At 69.7% G+C, this 15,580-nt stretch carries 14 protein-coding genes; 10 read left to right on the top strand and 4 right to left on the bottom strand.

Annotation, left to right across the window (positions count from 1 at the left end):
* Nucleotides 1–414, top strand: a 414-nt coding sequence (locus FMQ63_RS35005; RefSeq protein ID WP_141276957.1) for a TIGR02266 family protein, incomplete at its 5' end; no start/stop codon positions are given.
* Nucleotides 415–653: 239 nt separating this feature from the next.
* Nucleotides 654–2,282 carry an ATP-binding protein gene (locus tag FMQ63_RS35010; protein WP_171452385.1) on the top strand — a complete coding sequence of 543 codons (1,629 nt, stop codon included), beginning with the start codon at nt 654–656 and terminating at the stop codon, nt 2,280–2,282.
* Here the strand turns inward: FMQ63_RS35010 and FMQ63_RS35015 are convergent.
* Nucleotides 2,260–3,150: an oxidoreductase gene (locus FMQ63_RS35015; RefSeq protein WP_026114263.1), complete on the bottom strand. Its 891-nt coding sequence runs from the start codon at nt 3,148–3,150 to the stop codon at nt 2,260–2,262. The two genes, FMQ63_RS35010 and FMQ63_RS35015, sit on opposite strands and share 23 nt — an antisense overlap.
* A gap of 223 nt (nt 3,151–3,373) precedes the next feature.
* On the opposite strand from FMQ63_RS35015, the gene FMQ63_RS35020 reads away from it, so the two are divergent.
* The 3 genes from FMQ63_RS35020 to FMQ63_RS35030 all read left to right on the top strand — a co-directional run bounded on the left by FMQ63_RS35020 (nt 3,374) and on the right by FMQ63_RS35030 (nt 7,210).
* Nucleotides 3,374–4,126: a 1-acyl-sn-glycerol-3-phosphate acyltransferase gene (locus FMQ63_RS35020; RefSeq protein WP_011555966.1), complete on the top strand. Its 753-nt coding sequence runs from the start codon at nt 3,374–3,376 to the stop codon at nt 4,124–4,126.
* A 34-nt stretch (nt 4,127–4,160) separates the two neighbouring features.
* Nucleotides 4,161–5,312, top strand: a complete 1,152-nt coding sequence (locus FMQ63_RS35025; protein ID WP_011555967.1) for a class I SAM-dependent RNA methyltransferase — start codon at nt 4,161–4,163, stop codon at nt 5,310–5,312.
* Between the two features lie 218 nt (nt 5,313–5,530).
* Nucleotides 5,531–7,210, top strand: a complete 1,680-nt coding sequence (locus FMQ63_RS35030) for an RluA family pseudouridine synthase (RefSeq protein WP_011555968.1) — start codon at nt 5,531–5,533, stop codon at nt 7,208–7,210.
* Nucleotides 7,211–7,583: 373 nt separating this feature from the next.
* On the opposite strand, the gene FMQ63_RS35035 is transcribed toward FMQ63_RS35030, so the two are convergent.
* A complete protein-coding gene (locus FMQ63_RS35035; protein ID WP_020478856.1) occupies nt 7,584–8,591 on the bottom strand; it encodes an SAM-dependent methyltransferase in 1,008 nt (335 codons plus the stop codon).
* Nucleotides 8,501–9,067 (bottom strand): NifU family protein, encoded by a 567-nt coding sequence (locus FMQ63_RS35040; RefSeq protein ID WP_011555970.1) that lies wholly within the window; start codon nt 9,065–9,067, stop codon nt 8,501–8,503. The genes FMQ63_RS35035 and FMQ63_RS35040 overlap by 91 nt, the downstream gene beginning before the upstream one ends.
* A 159-nt stretch (nt 9,068–9,226) precedes the next feature.
* Here FMQ63_RS35040 and FMQ63_RS35045 point away from each other — a divergent pair, with 159 nt between their 5' ends.
* The 5 genes from FMQ63_RS35045 (at nt 9,227) to clpA (ending at nt 14,130) form a co-directional block, all read left to right on the top strand.
* Complete coding sequence (locus FMQ63_RS35045) at nt 9,227–9,763, top strand: DUF2378 family protein (RefSeq protein ID WP_011555971.1); 537 nt, start codon at nt 9,227–9,229, stop codon at nt 9,761–9,763.
* A gap of 15 nt (nt 9,764–9,778) precedes the next feature.
* Nucleotides 9,779–10,231, top strand: a complete 453-nt coding sequence (locus tag FMQ63_RS35050) for a hypothetical protein (RefSeq protein ID WP_011555972.1) — start codon at nt 9,779–9,781, stop codon at nt 10,229–10,231.
* Nucleotides 10,232–10,304: 73 nt separating this feature from the next.
* A complete protein-coding gene (locus tag FMQ63_RS35055; RefSeq protein WP_044276555.1) occupies nt 10,305–11,465 on the top strand; it encodes a GNAT family N-acetyltransferase in 1,161 nt (386 codons plus the stop codon).
* A 40-nt stretch (nt 11,466–11,505) separates the two neighbouring features.
* A complete protein-coding gene (locus tag FMQ63_RS35060) occupies nt 11,506–11,829 on the top strand; it encodes an ATP-dependent Clp protease adaptor ClpS (protein ID WP_011555974.1) in 324 nt (107 codons plus the stop codon).
* Nucleotides 11,830–11,832: 3 nt separating this feature from the next.
* Complete coding sequence (gene clpA / locus FMQ63_RS35065; RefSeq protein ID WP_011555975.1) at nt 11,833–14,130, top strand: ATP-dependent Clp protease ATP-binding subunit ClpA; 2,298 nt, start codon at nt 11,833–11,835, stop codon at nt 14,128–14,130.
* Nucleotides 14,131–14,227: 97 nt separating this feature from the next.
* On the opposite strand, the gene FMQ63_RS35070 is transcribed toward clpA, so the two are convergent.
* On the bottom strand, nt 14,228–15,580 hold a 1,353-nt coding region (locus FMQ63_RS35070; RefSeq protein WP_141276959.1), incomplete at its 5' end, for a methyl-accepting chemotaxis protein.

Below are 15,580 nucleotides of genomic sequence, written 5' to 3' on the forward strand. Positions count from 1 at the left end.
CCGCCACCGCCCGCCCCGGCCATGCGCCGGGCCGCGGCGGCGCCCACCTATTCCAGCGCGGAGTTCGTCGGCCTGGAGCGGCGTTCGGATGACCGCATCCACGCGGACGTGAAGGTGACGCTGCAGAACGCGGGCATCTTCACCGACCACCGCATCATCAACCTGTCCTCGGGCGGACTGTTCATCGCCACGGACAAGCCGCTGCGGCTGGGGACCTTGGTGGAACTCACCTTGCGCTTCGATGAGCCGCCCCGGGTGCTGACACTCCGCAGCTCCGTCATCTGGGAGAATTCGCTGGAGGACGGAAAGAACCCGCGCGGCTACGGGTTGCGTCTGAGCCACCTTCGCCCGGAGGAGAAGGAGTTCGTGCAGAAGTACCTGGCTCGCGCAAAGGACCTGAAGAAGAAGCCCTGAGGCCAGGCGCTACAGCATCTGCCCCAGGAAGACGGCGCCCATCATCACGTAGACCGCCATCACGGCCATGACAGCCTTCAACTCCAGGTCATCGCGGTCCATCAGGTTCTTGAAGTTCATCATCGTGCCCTCCGAGTGTTGCCCCTCGCCCTTCCATACGGGGTGCGGAAAAACCCATTGCGTCCACCGACGCCGGCTCCGCTGAAGTTCCCTTGCGGACGGTGCGGTGGACTCAGAGGATGACCGTCGTGTCCACCGCCTCCGCCGAATACCGGCTGCTTGAAGCGATGCCGCTCCCCACCGCCCTCATCCGCGGCGAACAGGTGCTACGGGTCAACGCGGCGCTCGCCACCCTGCTGGGCGTTCCAGCGTCGGAGCTGGAAGCCCTGTCGCTCTCCGAAAGCATCCGCCGCTTCGTCCCCGCGGAACGCGGCTGGGTGGAGCCGCTGTATGAATCCCTCGTCCGCGGTGGGCCGCTGCCCGAAGGTCCCGTGTGGGTGCGCGTGCAGCCGGTGAACGGCCCCCAGCGCACGCTGGCCCTGAGGCATGCGCCCGGAGCGCACCCGGACGAATTGGTGGTGGTGCTGCTGGAGGCGGAAGCGGAGGACTCCGTGCGGCGCCTCACGGAGGCGTTGGTGGCGGCCGCCGCGACGATGCTGCGCTGCCGCGACGAGCGGTCGGTGCTGGAGACGGCCGTGGACGCCATCTACCGCCAGGGCTTCTCCGTGTCCGTCGTCTACGTGGACGGCGACGCCTTCCGGTACGGGCCCCTGCGACAGAGCCCCTTCATCGTGGCCGAGGCCGAGCAGCTCTACGGCATGCCCCTGGCGGACGTGCGCATTCCGAACGCCGCGCTGCCGCACTTCCTGGAGGTGCTCGAGCGGCGCAAGGCGGCCTTCCACCACGACATGCTCGGCGTGGCGCGCTTCCCGCCTTCGGCCAACGGGGAGAGCCCCGTGTGCCAGTTGCATCCACCGGACATGCGCGGGCTGGACGCGCCCATCCTCGTGGACGGGCACCCGTTCGGCGTGCTCTCCGTGCAGGGCCCCGCCCTCACCCCCGCGGGCGCCAGCACCCTGGAGCTGTTCGCGCAGTTGGTGGGCGGCGCGCTGGAGAACGTGCGCCACCACCAGATGTCCGCGGTGCGGCTGGAGGAGGTGTCCCGGCTCCAGGACGAGCTGGTGGCGCGCGAGCGGCTGGAGGTGCTGGGCGAGGCCGCGGGCGTCGTGGCCCACGAGGTGCGCAATCCCCTGGGCGCCATCCTCAACGCGGTGGCGGTGCTGCGCCGCGAGGCCCACCTGGGGCCCACGGGACAAGCCGCGGTGGGCATGCTGGAGGAGGAGGCCATCCGGCTGGAGGACATCGTCCGGGACCTGCTGGACGTGGTGCGCCCGCTGGAGCCGCGCCCCCGCCCCGTGCAGTTGGGCGAGCTGGTGCGCCGGGCGCTGGGGCAGATGCATGGCCCGCCGGACGCCCCCACGCTGCGCTTCAGCGTGGACGAGGCCGCGGAGACGCCTCCACTCGAAGGGGACGAGACGCTGCTCCAACTGGCGGTGACGCACCTGGTGCGCAACGCCGTGCAGGCCTCACCCGCGGGCGGCAAGGTACGGATGACGGTGGAGCCCGCGGACGGAGGCGTGCGCCTGGTGGTGGAGGACGAAGGGCCCGGCATTCCCGACGTGGACCCGCAGCGCGTCTTCCAGCCCTTCTTCCTCACCCGCGCCAACGGACGGGGGCTGGGGCTGGCCATTGTCCGGCGCGTGGTGCTGGCGCATGAGGGCAGCGTGCGCGCCAGCAGCCGGACTCGCGGCGGTGCTCGCTTCGAGCTGTGGCTGCCGCGAGCGCCTAGCCGTATGTCTCCCGTTTGATGCGCTTGTCCTCGATGCCCAGCGCGTGGAGGTGGCCCAGCACCGTCTCCATGAAGCGCGGCGTGGAGGGCGTGCGCGTCTCCAGCGCCTTGCGCCGGTCCCACGGCGTAATCGCCGGGCCGCAGGCGTACACCAGGCACGTATCCCGGTCCTGAATCAGCTCCTCCAGCAGGGACTGGTGGACGCGGCCCTTCCGCACGGCGGCGCCGAAGCGCGACTCATCCGTCTCACGGGTGAGCGTGTGCACCACGCGCACGCGGTCCGGGTGCTGGCGCTCCAGGGCGGCCAGCTCTTCGCCGTACAGCACGTCCCCCCACGTCTTGTTGGAGAAGAGGAAGGTGTGGCGCAGCTTCAACCCCCGGTGGAGTGCGTCCTTGAGGATGGCGAAGTTGGGCACCGCGCCGGAGCCGGCCACCAAATGGACGACGTGCTCCGTGCGCTCCTCCACGTCCTCCGGCAGCACGTAGGGCCCCATGAAGGCCATCACCTTCATCCGCGCGCCGGTGAGCCGGCCATGCACGAGGTAGGGCGACAAGAGCGGCGGATAGCGGGTGAGGCCGGGGACGAACTCCTCGTCCTTCACGGTGATGGCCACCAGCGGCTCGTGTGGCGCGGAGGCGAGCGAGTAGGAACGCTGCGGCTCCTTCCGCCCCTTCTGCTCCTGGAGGTAGGCCGACAGGCGGCCCAAGGCGGGGAACTGGTGCGGGTCGATGTTGAGGAACTGCCCGGCCTTGTAATCCACCGGGACTCCGCCGAAATCCAGGAACAGCGTCGCCGTGTCGTGCGTGTCCATCCGCACGTGGTCGACGGTGACCTCGTATTCCACGGGCTTCCTGGCGCGCGACGCGCGGGCTTCGACCAGACTCATGCGCCCTCCCATAGCCAACCCGCATGGAGGGTGGGAAGAGGGGAAGGAAAAACCGTCCCGCCCCCCAGTCCCACATGAGCGTTGGCTGTACGACGGCTCGCCCGCCAGGCGAGGCGCCGGGACAGGAGGGGTGCTGACGCGCGACACTTGTCAGAACTACATCTGCGGGTGGAGCGTTGAGGGCCTGCGACGACTGCCCCCCTGAGCTAGAGGCGACCGACACGTGCTGCGCATTCTCTTCTTCCTGATGTCGAAGCTGCCAGAAGGCGCCCGCCAGCAGATGGTCCGCGCCCTGATGAACGGCGTCTGGGACACCCTGGCGAACGAGAAGGTCCTGGGGCGGGAGAACATCCCGGACCAACCCTGTCTCTTTCTCTGCAACCACCTGTCCAACGCGGACGGCTTCACGCTGGACCGGGCCTTCCGGCCGCGCAAGGTCGTCTTCCTGGCCGGGGTGAAGCTGAAGAGCACGGTGATGACGCGCCTGGCTTCGGAGACGATGGAGACCATCGCCATCAAGCCCAACTCGCCCGACATCGAGGCGATGCGGCGGGCGCTGGACACCCTCAAGGCCGGCAAGTCGGTGCTCATCTTCCCGGAAGGCGCGCGCAGCCGCACGGGCACCCTCACCCAGGCGAAGAAGGGCCTGTCGCTGATTGCCAAGCGCGCGGGCGTGCCCGTGGTGCCGGTGGCGTTGCAGGGCACGGAGAAGCTGATGCCCATCAACGACTCGGACATGGGCGGCGAGCGGCTCTTCAAAGCCGACGTCTTCGTGCGCTTCGGCCCGCCCTTCCGTGTGGAGGCGCTGGAGGCCGAGGTGGCGGGCGCCGAGGACCCGCGGCAGGCCCTGGTGGATGCGATGATGCGCCGGGTGGCGGAGCTGCTGCCGCCCGAGTACCGCGGCTTCTACGCGGATACCTCCGCTCCGGCGGCTCCAGCCCCGGACCTGGAGCGGCCTTCCGCGCCCGCGTCCTGAATGAAGCATTGCGGCGCGCGCCGGGACGCGGACAATGGACGCTCCCGTGACACGCGCCCGCACCGACGAACAGCTCTTTGTCTCCACCCTCCCCGGCCTGGAGCCCGCCCTGGAGGCAGAAGCCTCCGCGCTGGGCTGGAAGCCCCGCCGCGTGGACGGTGGCGTGGAGCTGGAGGGCCCGGCCGGCCTGCACCAGGACGCCAACCTGCGCCTTCGCTGCGCCAGCCGGGTGCTGCTGCGCCTGGGCCACTTCCGCGCGGGAGACTCCGACACCCTCTCCGACCGGCTGGCTGAACTGGACCTGTCTCACGTCTGGGATGGGCGCTCGCCACCGAAGCTGTCGGTGAGCCTGAACCGCTCCCCCGTGCCAGGGCCCGACGTGGTGTTCTCCGCGGCGGCGTATGCGTGGAACGTGCCCTCGGTGGAGCGCGCGGGGCCGCTCGATGAAGAGGGCGGAGGCCCAGGCCTGACGTTGCTGGTGCGGGTGGATGGCGACGCGTTCACCGTGAGCGCCGACACCAGCGGGGATGCGCTGCACCGCCGGGGCTACCGCCAGGAAGTGAGCCGCGCGCCCCTGCGTGAGACGCTGGCGGCGGGCATCCTCCGGCTGGCCGGCTACGACGGCACGCAGCCCCTGGTGGACCCGATGTGCGGCTCGGGCACCTTCCTGGTGGAGGCCGCGTGGATGGCCATGCGCCGGGCGCCAGGACTGCTGCGCGCCTTCGCCTTCGAGTCCTTCCCCTCCTTCGATGCCCAGGCCTGGGCCGGGCGCAAGGCGCGCGCGGAGGCGGACGCGCTGCCCGCGCCAGGAGCGGCGATTCACGGCTACGACATCAACGCGGGCTCGCTGGGAACGGCGCGGCGCAATGCCCGGCGCGCGGGGGTGACACTCGCGTTGGAGCGGCAGGACGCGCGGACGCTGAAGGCGCCCGTGAAAGGCCCGGGGTTGGTGGTTGTGAATCCGCCCTATGGCAAGCGCGTGGGCGAAGCCGAAGACCTGCCCGCGCTGTACCGGGCCCTGGGGAACACGCTGCGCCAGGGCTTCGCGGGGTGGCGCGCGGCAGTCATCCTTCCGGATGAGGCGGCGCTGGTGAAGGCGCTGGGACTGACGGGTGCGCGAAGCCTTCCGGTGAAGAACGGCGGGCTCAAGTGCCGACTGCTGCTGTCGGGGCTGGATGTGACGTGAGGCCCATGTAATGCGTTCGAGGTCATCCGCTACAGCAAGGCCCCTGGATACGCCGATGCGCGCCGGCTTCGCGTCCGAGACAGCCGGGCAATCCGGCCCCGATTAAGGAACGATGACCGCCCCGCCGCTCGGGGGGCAAGCGCCGAGTCCTCGGTGGAGCGCCCACGAAGGCCGCCATCCGGATGCGCCGCGCCGCCGTGCCGTGGTAACGCGGGCCTGTGGAAACGTGGTTCACGCCCTTCGAGCCGAAGCCCCTCGCGGACGAACTCCCCGGGCGCTTCCCAAACCCCTTCGATGAGGGCGCGCCCCACGCGCTGGCGCGCCGGGCAGCGGAATGGCTCCAGCGGGAGCTCCGGGCAGGCCACCTCGCGCCTGGACTCGAGGCCTCGTGCCTCGACACGTCCGAGGGTGGAAAGATGTTCGGCATCCTCGTGGTCCAGGCGCCTGACGGACGTGTCGGATTCCTCCGCGCCTTCTCGGGCATGCTTGGCGGGCGATGGGACCTCCCCGGTTTCGCGCCGCCCCTCTTCGCCCGTGATGAGCGCGAGCGGCTGGAGCCCGCGGGTGACGCATTGGTGAAGCGCCTGATGGCCCGTGAGGCGTCCTTCCGCCAGTCCCCCGAGCGCGCCTCCGTCCTGACCGCGCACGACGCGTTGCAAGCGCGCCACACCGAGGCCCGCGCGGCGCTGCGCGCCACACACGACGCCCGGAAGAAGCAGCGCCATGCGAGGCGCACGGACGTCATGGCCTCGGACTCGCTGAGTGAGGAGGCGAAACGAGCGGCGCTGCATGCGCTCGACCAGGAAAGCCGGGGGGACAAGGCGGAACTGCGGAGACTGGAGGCGGAACACGACGAGGCGCAGCGGGCGCTCGCGCCCCAGCGGGACCGCATGGAGCGGCGGCTTCGCGCCATGGAGCGACTGCGGCGCATCGTCTGCCGTGCGCTGATGAAGCGCCTGCACGACACCTACGTGGTGCCCAATGCTCGCGGAGAACACCGGCACCTGCGCGGCCTCTACGCCAGAGGCGAGCCCCCATCGGGCGCGGCGGACTGCGCCGGGCCCAAGCTCCTGGCGCATGCCCTCACCCAGGGCTTCCGTCCGCTCGCGCTCGCCGAGTTCTGGTGGGGGGCTCCGCCTCCCGCGGGAGGCCGGGCCGCCGGCGCGTACTACCCCGCTTGCAAGGACAAGTGCGGGCCGCTGCTGCCGTACATGCTGGACGGTCTCCCTGTCTCCGCGCCCCGGCCCTTCACGGTGCCCGTGCTGCCATCACGAGGGCTGGACATTGTCTTCGAGGACGAATGGCTCGTGGTGGTGGAGAAGCCGGAGGGCCTGCTCTCCGTGCCCGCGAAGGACGTCTCGGTGGAGGACTCCGTGCTGGCCCGGCTGCGCGCGAGAGCTCCGGAAGCAGCGGGGACGATGCTCGCGCACCGGCTCGACCTGGACACGTCGGGGCTGCTCGTCGCGGCGAAGGACGCGCGCACCTACGCGGCCTTGCAACGCCAGTTCGCCGGGCGCGAGGTGCACAAGCGCTACGCCGCATGGGTCGAAGGCAACGTCCAGGGCGAACGCGGCACTATCGACTTTCCCATGCGCGTGGACTTGGACGACCGGCCCCGGCAGATTCACGACCCCGTGCACGGCAAGCCCGCGGTGACGGAGTGGCACGTGCTTGAACGCAGCCACGGCCGCACGAAGGTGGCCCTCTTCCCGCTCACCGGGAGGACGCACCAGTTGCGCGTCCACGCGGCCCATCCGCTTGGCCTTGGCGCGCCCATCGTCGGAGACCGCCTCTATGGCCACCCGGGGCCCCGATTGCATCTGCATGCGGAGGCCCTGTCGTTCCAGCACCCTGTCACGGGGCAGCGCCTCACGCTGGAGCGGCCGGCTCCCTTCTGACTTCGCGTATCTCGCCCGCAAGCCCGCGCTGCACGAGGGCGCCGCGACGCCCGGAGCACCATCGACGCGGGCCCCCGGTGAGGGCTCCCGACCTCGCTGTTCGGAAATGTCGGGAGTTTTGCGCCACGAAATCTCCCGACATTTCCGAACAGCAAGCTCTCCGAACGCGCCGCCCCCGCGCATCTACCGTTCCCGGACACGCAGAGCAGAGCTTCCCCCAGGGACGCCCCCCGAGGGTGGGGCGACTTCGTTGAGGCAAGCGTCCCTGTCACCGCCGCAGTGGGAGGGGCACCGCGCCGAGAAGGCACAGTTGGCGCTCATGGGACCTGACCTGCGCCGTGACAGGCCGCGTCGACATGGCAGACGCCCGCGTTCAGCGCGCGACGACGTGCTCGGAGGCCTCTTCGGAGACATCCGGCTCCGGCGCGGAGACAGTCTCCACCGCGGCCGACACCGCCGGCTTCACGCCCAGCTCACGCGTCAGCTTGGGATTCACCCCGGTCTCCGCCAACAGCCGCTCCAGTTGCATGCGCGCGCGCCGGTTCTCCCGGTGTACGCGGCGCCCCAGAATCAGCTCGTTCTTCAGCGAGTGCTCCCAGCCCGTCAGCTCCGTCACCGTCACCTGGTAGCCGAAAGCCTCCAGCGTCAGCGCGCGGATGACGTTCGTCAGGTGCGAGCCGAACTCGCGCCGGTGCCAGGCATGCGCGTACAGCAGTGACATGCTGCCGCTGCTGGCCACGACGGGGCGCTTCTCCTTGAGCTGCGCGGCCACCTCCGCCTGGCAGCACGGCACCACCGCGACGTGGTCCGCGCCATGGCGGATGGCCGCGACGAGTGCATCATCGGTGGCCGTGTCACACGCGTGCAGCGCCATCAGCAGGTGGATGCGCTCTGGGTACTGCGCCGTGTCGATGTGCGCCGTCTGGAACTGCATCCGCGTGAAGCCCAGCCGTTGGGCGCGGCCCTGGGCCCGCTCCGTCAGGTCCGGCCGGCCTTCAATGGACAGCAGCGTGCCGCTGGCGGAGCCCTTGAGGAACAGCTCGTAGAGGACGAAGCCCAGGTAGGCGTTGCCGCTGCCCGCGTCCACCATCACCGCGTTCGGGTGGCGCGCCTGGACATCCTCCACGGCGGGACGCAGCAAGCCCATCAGGTGGTTCACCTGCTTGAGCTTGCGCAGCGCGTCCGCGTTGAGGTGCCCCTCGCGCGTGAGCAGATGCAGCTCGCGCAGCAGCGCGGGGGACTGGTCCGGCAGCAGCTCCCGCCGGACCTGCGAGGCTTTGACGTTGCGCCTCAGACGGACACCACCTCGAGGACCTCGGGAATCATTTCCCGCAGGCGCCCCTCGATTCCCATCTTCAGCGTCGCCGTGGACGACGGGCATCCCGCGCACGCCCCCTTCATGTGCAGGTAGACGATGCCGTCCTCGAAGCGGTCCAGGGTGATGTCACCACCGTCCATGGCCACCGCCGGGCGGATTTCGTTGTCCAGGATGTCCTGGATGCGCCCTTCAACCGTGCCACCACCGGACGGTCCCGCCGCCTCGCGGGCCGCCGCCAGCGCCGCCTCGTCCACCACCGGCTCGTTGGCCGTCAGGTGGGTGTCCAGCGCGGACATGACCTCGTCATTGAGCTCGTCCCACTCGCCCTCTTCCCCCTTCGTCACCGTCACGAAGTTGGTGCCAATCATCACCGCCGTGACGCCGCGCACGTCCATCAGCTTGCGCGCCAACGGGGACTTCGCCTGGGCGTCCTCGGGGTTCGTGAAGTTCACCGCCCCGCCCGCCAACAACCGCCGGTCCACCACGTACTTCAGCGTGCTGGGGTTCGGGGTCCACTCGAGCTGGATGTTCACCGACATTCAAATCTCCTTGGACGACTCCTCTAAGGCGCTCGCGGCCCCATAGCAACCCGGGTCGCGGGCTGGCAATCGCCCTCGCCCCCGTACCCTCCACTCCGGCACCAACCCGCAATCCCAGAAATACATGAACTCATAGTGGATTTAGCGTAGACTGGGGGCATGTCCCCGCCACCGCCCCGCGTGCCCGCCAGCGTGTTCGAGGGGTTCTTCGTGCGGGGTCTCCAGGCGGAGGGCCGGCTGGCCCAGGAACTGGAGGCGCTGGGGTACGACAGCCGAAAGCCGGAGTTGGACTACCCCATTGCGCTCTGGCAGCGGGCGGTGGCCCTGGCACGGCGGGAGCGATACGCGGAGCTCGGTGACGAGGACGCCTACCGGCAACTGGGCCGCCAGGGCGTCTTCGGCTTCGCGCAGACGCTGGTAGGCCGCGTGGCCGCGGTGGCCCTGCCCATGATTGGGCCTGCGCAGGCCCTGGAGCGGGTGCCTCGCTACCTGGCGATGATGGGCCGCTCGGACGTGGACGTCTCGATGTCCTCCGAAGGCGAGCGCGGCCGCCGCCTCTCCCTGTCGGACCGCTACAACCGGCCCGAGCTGATGGCGGGGGGCCTGGAAGGAATGTTGGAGATGGCCAACGCCCGGCCTCGAATCTCCGTGGAGGAGCGCAGCAGCGGGGGGTACCGTCTGTTCGTGCGCTGGTAGCCCGCCAGCCCCGCCATGGAGCCCCGCGTGTCCTACCCGCCCAGACTCGCCCATCTCGCCACCCGCGCCGTGGTGGTGGCGAAGCTCGTCCCCACCTACGCGCAGGCCCACCACATCGACGAGGAAGAAGCAGCGCAGCGGCTGTCCAGCGCGCTCTCCGGACGGATGCTGCCCACGTTGCTGGATGTCACGTGGACCGCCATGCGCGGCAAGGCGAAGCGGCTCACCGACGACGGGCTGGTGGAGAAGGTGGCCGCCACCTTGAGTGAGCGGCCCCTGCGGCCGGGACGCATCGCCCCCGTGGGTCCGGCGCTCAGCGCCTTCTTCATCCTGGTGGACCTGGAGGTGGGCACCGCGGGTGACGCCGCGCGGCGGGTCATGGAATCGGACGAGGGACGCCGCCGGGGGGAGGAAGGACTGGCGGAAGCCGGACGCTTCCTCGCCGCGGAGCTGACTCGCGGGAAGTAGCGCCCGGACGGCCGTGGCAGCAGTGGGCGCGCATCGTTATAGGCTCGCCCTGGCCCTGGCCCAGGCCCCGACGATGTCGACACCGCTCCCCACCACGCTGCGAATCCTGCGCTCCCTCACCGACATCCCCCGCGCCACGTGGGATGCGCTGGTGGACGCCCAGGCCACGCCGTTCCTGGAGTGGACCTTCCTCACCGCGATGGAGGAGAGCGGCTGCGCGGTGCCGGCGCGGGGCTGGCACCCCCGGCACCTGACGCTCTGGCGCGGCTCGCGCCTGGTGGCCGCCGCGCCCGCCTATCTCAAGGACGACAGCGACGGCGAGTTCGTCTTCGACAGCCCCTGGGCCACCGCCGCGGAGCGCGCGGGCCTGCCCTACTACCCGAAGCTCGTGCTCGCCGTCCCCTTCACCCCCGCCACCGGGCGCCGCGTGCTGGTGGCCCCGGGCGAGGACCGCGCCGCGCGCGAGGCGGAGCTGTACGCCGCCGCCCAGGAGTTCGCCCGGGCCGAGCGCCTGTCCGGCATCCACGTCCTCTTCCCCACCGAGGAGGAACTGCCCGCCCTGGTGGCCCAGGGCTTCGCCGTGCGGCTGGGCGTGCAGTACCACTGGCGCAACCAGGGCTACCGGACGCTGGAGGACTTCCTCGCCCGCTTCCACGCCAAGCGCCGCAACCAGCTGCGCCGGGAGCTGCGGGCCCCGACCGAGCACGGCATCGAGGTCCGCACCCTGCGCGGGGACGCGCTGGCGGACGCGGACGCGGACACCGTCTACGGCCTGTACGCCACCACGGTGGACAAGTATCCGTGGGGCCAGCGCTTCCTCACCCCGGAATTCTTCGCTCGCATGCTCGCCCGCTTCCGGCACCGCTGCGAGTGGGTGGAGGCCCGCCGGGAAGGCCGACTGGTGGCCGGTGCGTTCAACTTCACCGGTGCCAACGTTCTCTATGGCCGTTACTGGGGCTGCTTCGAGGAGCACCCCTTCCTTCACTTCAACGTCTGCCTGTACCACCCCATCTCGGAGGGCATCACCTCCGGACTGGAGCGCTTCGAGCCGGGCGCGGGTGGAGAGCACAAGCTCACCCGGGGATTCGAGCCGCGCCTCACGTACAGTGCGCACCTGCTCCTCCACCCGGGCATGGACAGGGCCGTGCGCGGCTTCCTGGCCCACGAGCGGGCAGCCGTCGAAGGAAGCCTGCCCCAGTGGCGGGCGGAGACTGGTTTCAAGGAGGGGGACTGAAAATCCCCCGCCCGTTCAGCAAAGGGAGTCCGAACGACTTATGGCGCAGAAGCATGAGCACGACACCTCCGTCATCACGGAGTCCGCCCCCAAGCAGAAGCTCAAGAAACCGCCGCTCTACAAGGTGCTCCTGCACAACGACAACTACACGACCCGGGAGTTCGTCGTGGCCGTGCTCAAGGAGGTCTTCCACAAGTCGGAGACGGATGCCGTGCAGATCATGCTGCACGTTCATTACAACGGTGTCGGGGTAGCCGGCGTCTATACGTACGACGTCGCCGAAACGAAGATTCAGACGGTGGAGGCCGCGGCGCAGGAGAACGACATGCCGCTGCGACTCTCCATGGAACCCGAGGAAGGTTGAAACGTGGCAGGACCGCTGATTGCCAAAGAGTTGCAGGCCAGCTTCCGCACCGCCCTGGACGAGGCGCGGAAGATGCGCCACGAGTACCTGACGCTGGAACACCTGCTCCTGGCGCTCACCAGGGACGCGCGCACGCGCGAAGTCCTCAAGGGGTGCGGCGCCAACGTGAAGCAACTCCAGGAGCGCCTGGTCTCCTTCCTGGAGGAGACGGTTGAACGCCTGCCAGAAGGCGTGGACGCCGAGCCGCAGCAGACCATCGGCGTGGAGCGGGTGCTCCACCGCGCCGCCATGCACGCGCTGTCCGCCGAGCAGAAGCTCATCGACGGTGGGGACGTGCTGGTGGCCCTCTTCCGCGAGGACGAGAGCCACGCGCTCTACCTGCTCCAGCAGGAGGGCGTCACCCGGTTGGATTTGCTCAACTACATCTCCCACGGCGTCACCAAGGACGGCGAGGGTGAAGGTGAGGGCGAGGAGAGCGCCGGCCACGCCACCCCCGCGGGCGACGACGACGAGGGCGAGTCCCCGAAGAAGAGCCCACTCGAGGCCTACACGGTGCAGCTCAACATCGAGGCCAAGGAGGGGCGCATCGACCCGCTCATCGGCCGCGAGAAGGAGCTGGAGCGCACCATCCAGGTGCTCTGCCGCCGCCGGAAGAACAACCCGCTCTATGTGGGTGAGGCGGGCGTGGGCAAGACGGCCATCGCCGAAGGGCTGGCGCTGCACATCCACGAAGGCCGCGTGCCGGAGGTCCTGAAGGACGCCATCGTCTACTCGCTGGACATGGGCGCGCTGCTCGCGGGCACCAAGTTCCGCGGCCAGTTCGAGGAGCGGCTCAAGGGCGTGCTCAAGGCCCTGAAGGAGCAGCAGAACGCCATCCTCTTCATCGACGAAATCCACACCATCGTCGGCGCGGGCGCCACCAGTGGCGGCTCCATGGACGCGTCCAACCTGCTCAAGCCCGCGCTGGCCAGCGGGCGGCTGCGCTGCATCGGCTCGACGACGTACCAGGAGTACAAGTCCGCCTTCGAGCGGGACCGGGCCCTGTCACGCCGCTTCCAGAAGATTGAGGTGGGTGAGCCCTCCGTCGAGGACACCATCCTCATCCTGGAGGGGCTGAAGAGCCGCTACGAGGAGCACCACGGGGTGAAGTACCAACCCGAGGCCATCCGCGCGGCGGCGGAGCTGTCCGCCAAACACATCAACGACCGGTTCCTGCCGGACAAGGCCATCGACGTCATCGACGAGACGGGCTCGGCCGAGCGGCTCAAGCCGGAGGGCCAGCGCTCCAACACCGTCAGCGGCGCGGACGTGGAGGCCGTCGTCGCGAAGATGGCGCGCATCCCCGCCAAGAGCGTGTCCGCCAGCGAGGGCGTGCAGCTCCAGAATCTGGAGAAGGAGCTCCAAGGCGTCATCTACGGACAGGACTCGGCCATCAAGGACCTGGTCAGCGCCATCATGCTGGCGCGCTCCGGACTGCGCGCGCCGGAGAAGCCCATTGGTTCGTTCCTCTTCTCCGGCCCCACGGGCGTGGGCAAGACGGAGCTGGCCAAGCAACTGGCGCAGTCGCTGGGCGTGGAGTTCCTGCGCTACGACATGAGCGAGTACTCGGAGAAGCACACGGTGAGCCGGCTCATCGGCGCGCCGCCGGGCTACGTCGGCTTCGACCAGGGCGGCCTGCTCACGGACGCCGTGCGCAAGCACCCCTACTCGGTGGTGGTGCTGGATGAAATCGAGAAGGCCCACCCGGACCTCTTCAACATCCTGCTCCAGGTCATGGACCACGCGACGCTGACGGACAACAACGGCCGCAAGGCCGACTTCCGCAACATCGTCCTCATCCTCACCACCAACGCGGGCGCCCAGGAGATGAGCACCAAGGCCATTGGCTTCGGGGACCTCGCGAAGCCGGTGGACGCCACCCGCGCGAAGAAGGCGATTGAGCGCACCTTCACGCCGGAATTCCGCAACCGCCTGGACGGGTGGATTCTCTTCTCCGGCCTCCCGCCCGAGGTCATCCTCAAGGTCGTGGACAAGGAAGTGCGCCTGCTCCAGAAGATGCTGGACGAGAAGAAGGTGAAGCTGGCGCTGACGCCCGCCGCCCGCGCGTGGCTGGCCGAGCACGGCTATGACCCGGCCTTCGGCGCGCGGCCCATGGCCCGGCTGGTGGACAACTCGCTGAAGAAGCCGCTCGCCCAGGCGCTCCTCTTCGGGGACCTGAAGAATGGCGGCACCGCCCACTACGACGTGGCGGACGACAGCCTCAAGCTGCGCACGGAGCCCGCCACCGCCGAGGTGGCATAGCCCCCTGCCCGCGCTGGCTGCGGACATGACAAGGCCCCGGTCCCCTTCCCTGGGAGCCGGGGCCTTCGTCTGTCCGCCCGTGACAGCGGGCGAGCGACTACTCGACGCGGTAGCTCTTCACCGCGCTGGAGAGCTGCTCGGAGATGATTTGCAGCGTGGTGGCGGCCTCGCCGGTGGAGCCGATGCGAGCCACCGTCTCGTCCATCATCTTGGACAAGTCATTCACCGCCAGGGTGATTTGGTTGATGCCCACGTTCTGCTGGCTGACGGCGGCGGCAATCTGCCGGACGGCGGCGGCGTTGTCCTGGACGATGGAGGACAGCTCGCGCAGGTTCTGCCCGCTGGTGCGCACCTGGGCCAGGCCCGACTCCATGCGCTCGGCGCCGCGCTCCGTGATTCGCACCGCCAACGTCACCTGGTTGGCGATGTCGTCCAGCAGCTCGCGCACGCGCGTGGTGGCTTCGATGGACTGGTCCGCCAGGGCGCGGATTTCGCGCGCCACCACGCCGAAGCCCTTGCCGTGCTCGCCGGAGCGGACGGACTCGATGGCGGCGTTGAGCGCCAGCATGTTGGACTGGTCCGCCAGGTCCTTCACCGTCTGGGTGATGCCACCAATCTGCTGCGTGCGCTCGCCCAGCTCGACGATTTTCTGGGCAATCTCCCCCACCTGGACGCGGATGTCGTTGAGCCCCGCCATGGTGAGCTCGATGGAGGCCTCGCCGGACTTGGCCAGCGTGTCGGCGCGCTCGGCCACCGACAGCACGCTCTCCGCCTTCTGCGCGGCCAGCATGGAGGTCTGCTTGATTTCCTGCGCCGTCACCTGCGTCTCCTGCAGCGCCGCGGCCTGCCGGGAGATGGTCTGCGCCTGCTCCGTGGACGACGAATTCAGGTGCTCGGTGGACTGGGTGAGTGCCACTGCCGCCTGCTGGAGGTTGAGCGTCACCTCGCGCAGCCGATCCACCATCTGCGAGAAGGAGCTGGCCAGCCGGCCCACCTCATCACCGCTCTTCACCTGGATGGGGCGCGTCAAATCGCCGGACTCCACGATGTGGCCGGCCACCTCCGTCAGACTCTTCAACGGGCCGACGATGCTGCGGCCGAACAGCGCGGACACCGCCACGCCCAGGGCCACCAGCAGCGCCGCGAAGCCCACCATCCGGACGCGCAGCGCGGACACCAGTTCGTCGATGTGGTCCCGGGACACGCCCACGTGCACCGAGCCCAGGCGGCCACCGGCCACCGGCGCCACCACGTCCATGGCGCGCAGGCGGACGCCCCCGGCGTCCGCTTCCAGCACCGAGCCCGCGCCCGCGGTGGCGACCGCCTCCTTCAGCGCGTCCGGGAAGCCGTCCGGGAAGGTGTGGGCCACCACGTTGCCGGCCGAGTCTTGAATGAATGCATAAGCCAGGTCCGAATGGCCCACGCTGGCGTCCAGCATGGGCTGGAGCGC

Source organism: Myxococcus sp. CA005, from assembly GCF_006518205.1.
Taxonomy (GTDB): Bacteria; Myxococcota; Myxococcia; order Myxococcales; family Myxococcaceae; genus Myxococcus; species Myxococcus xanthus.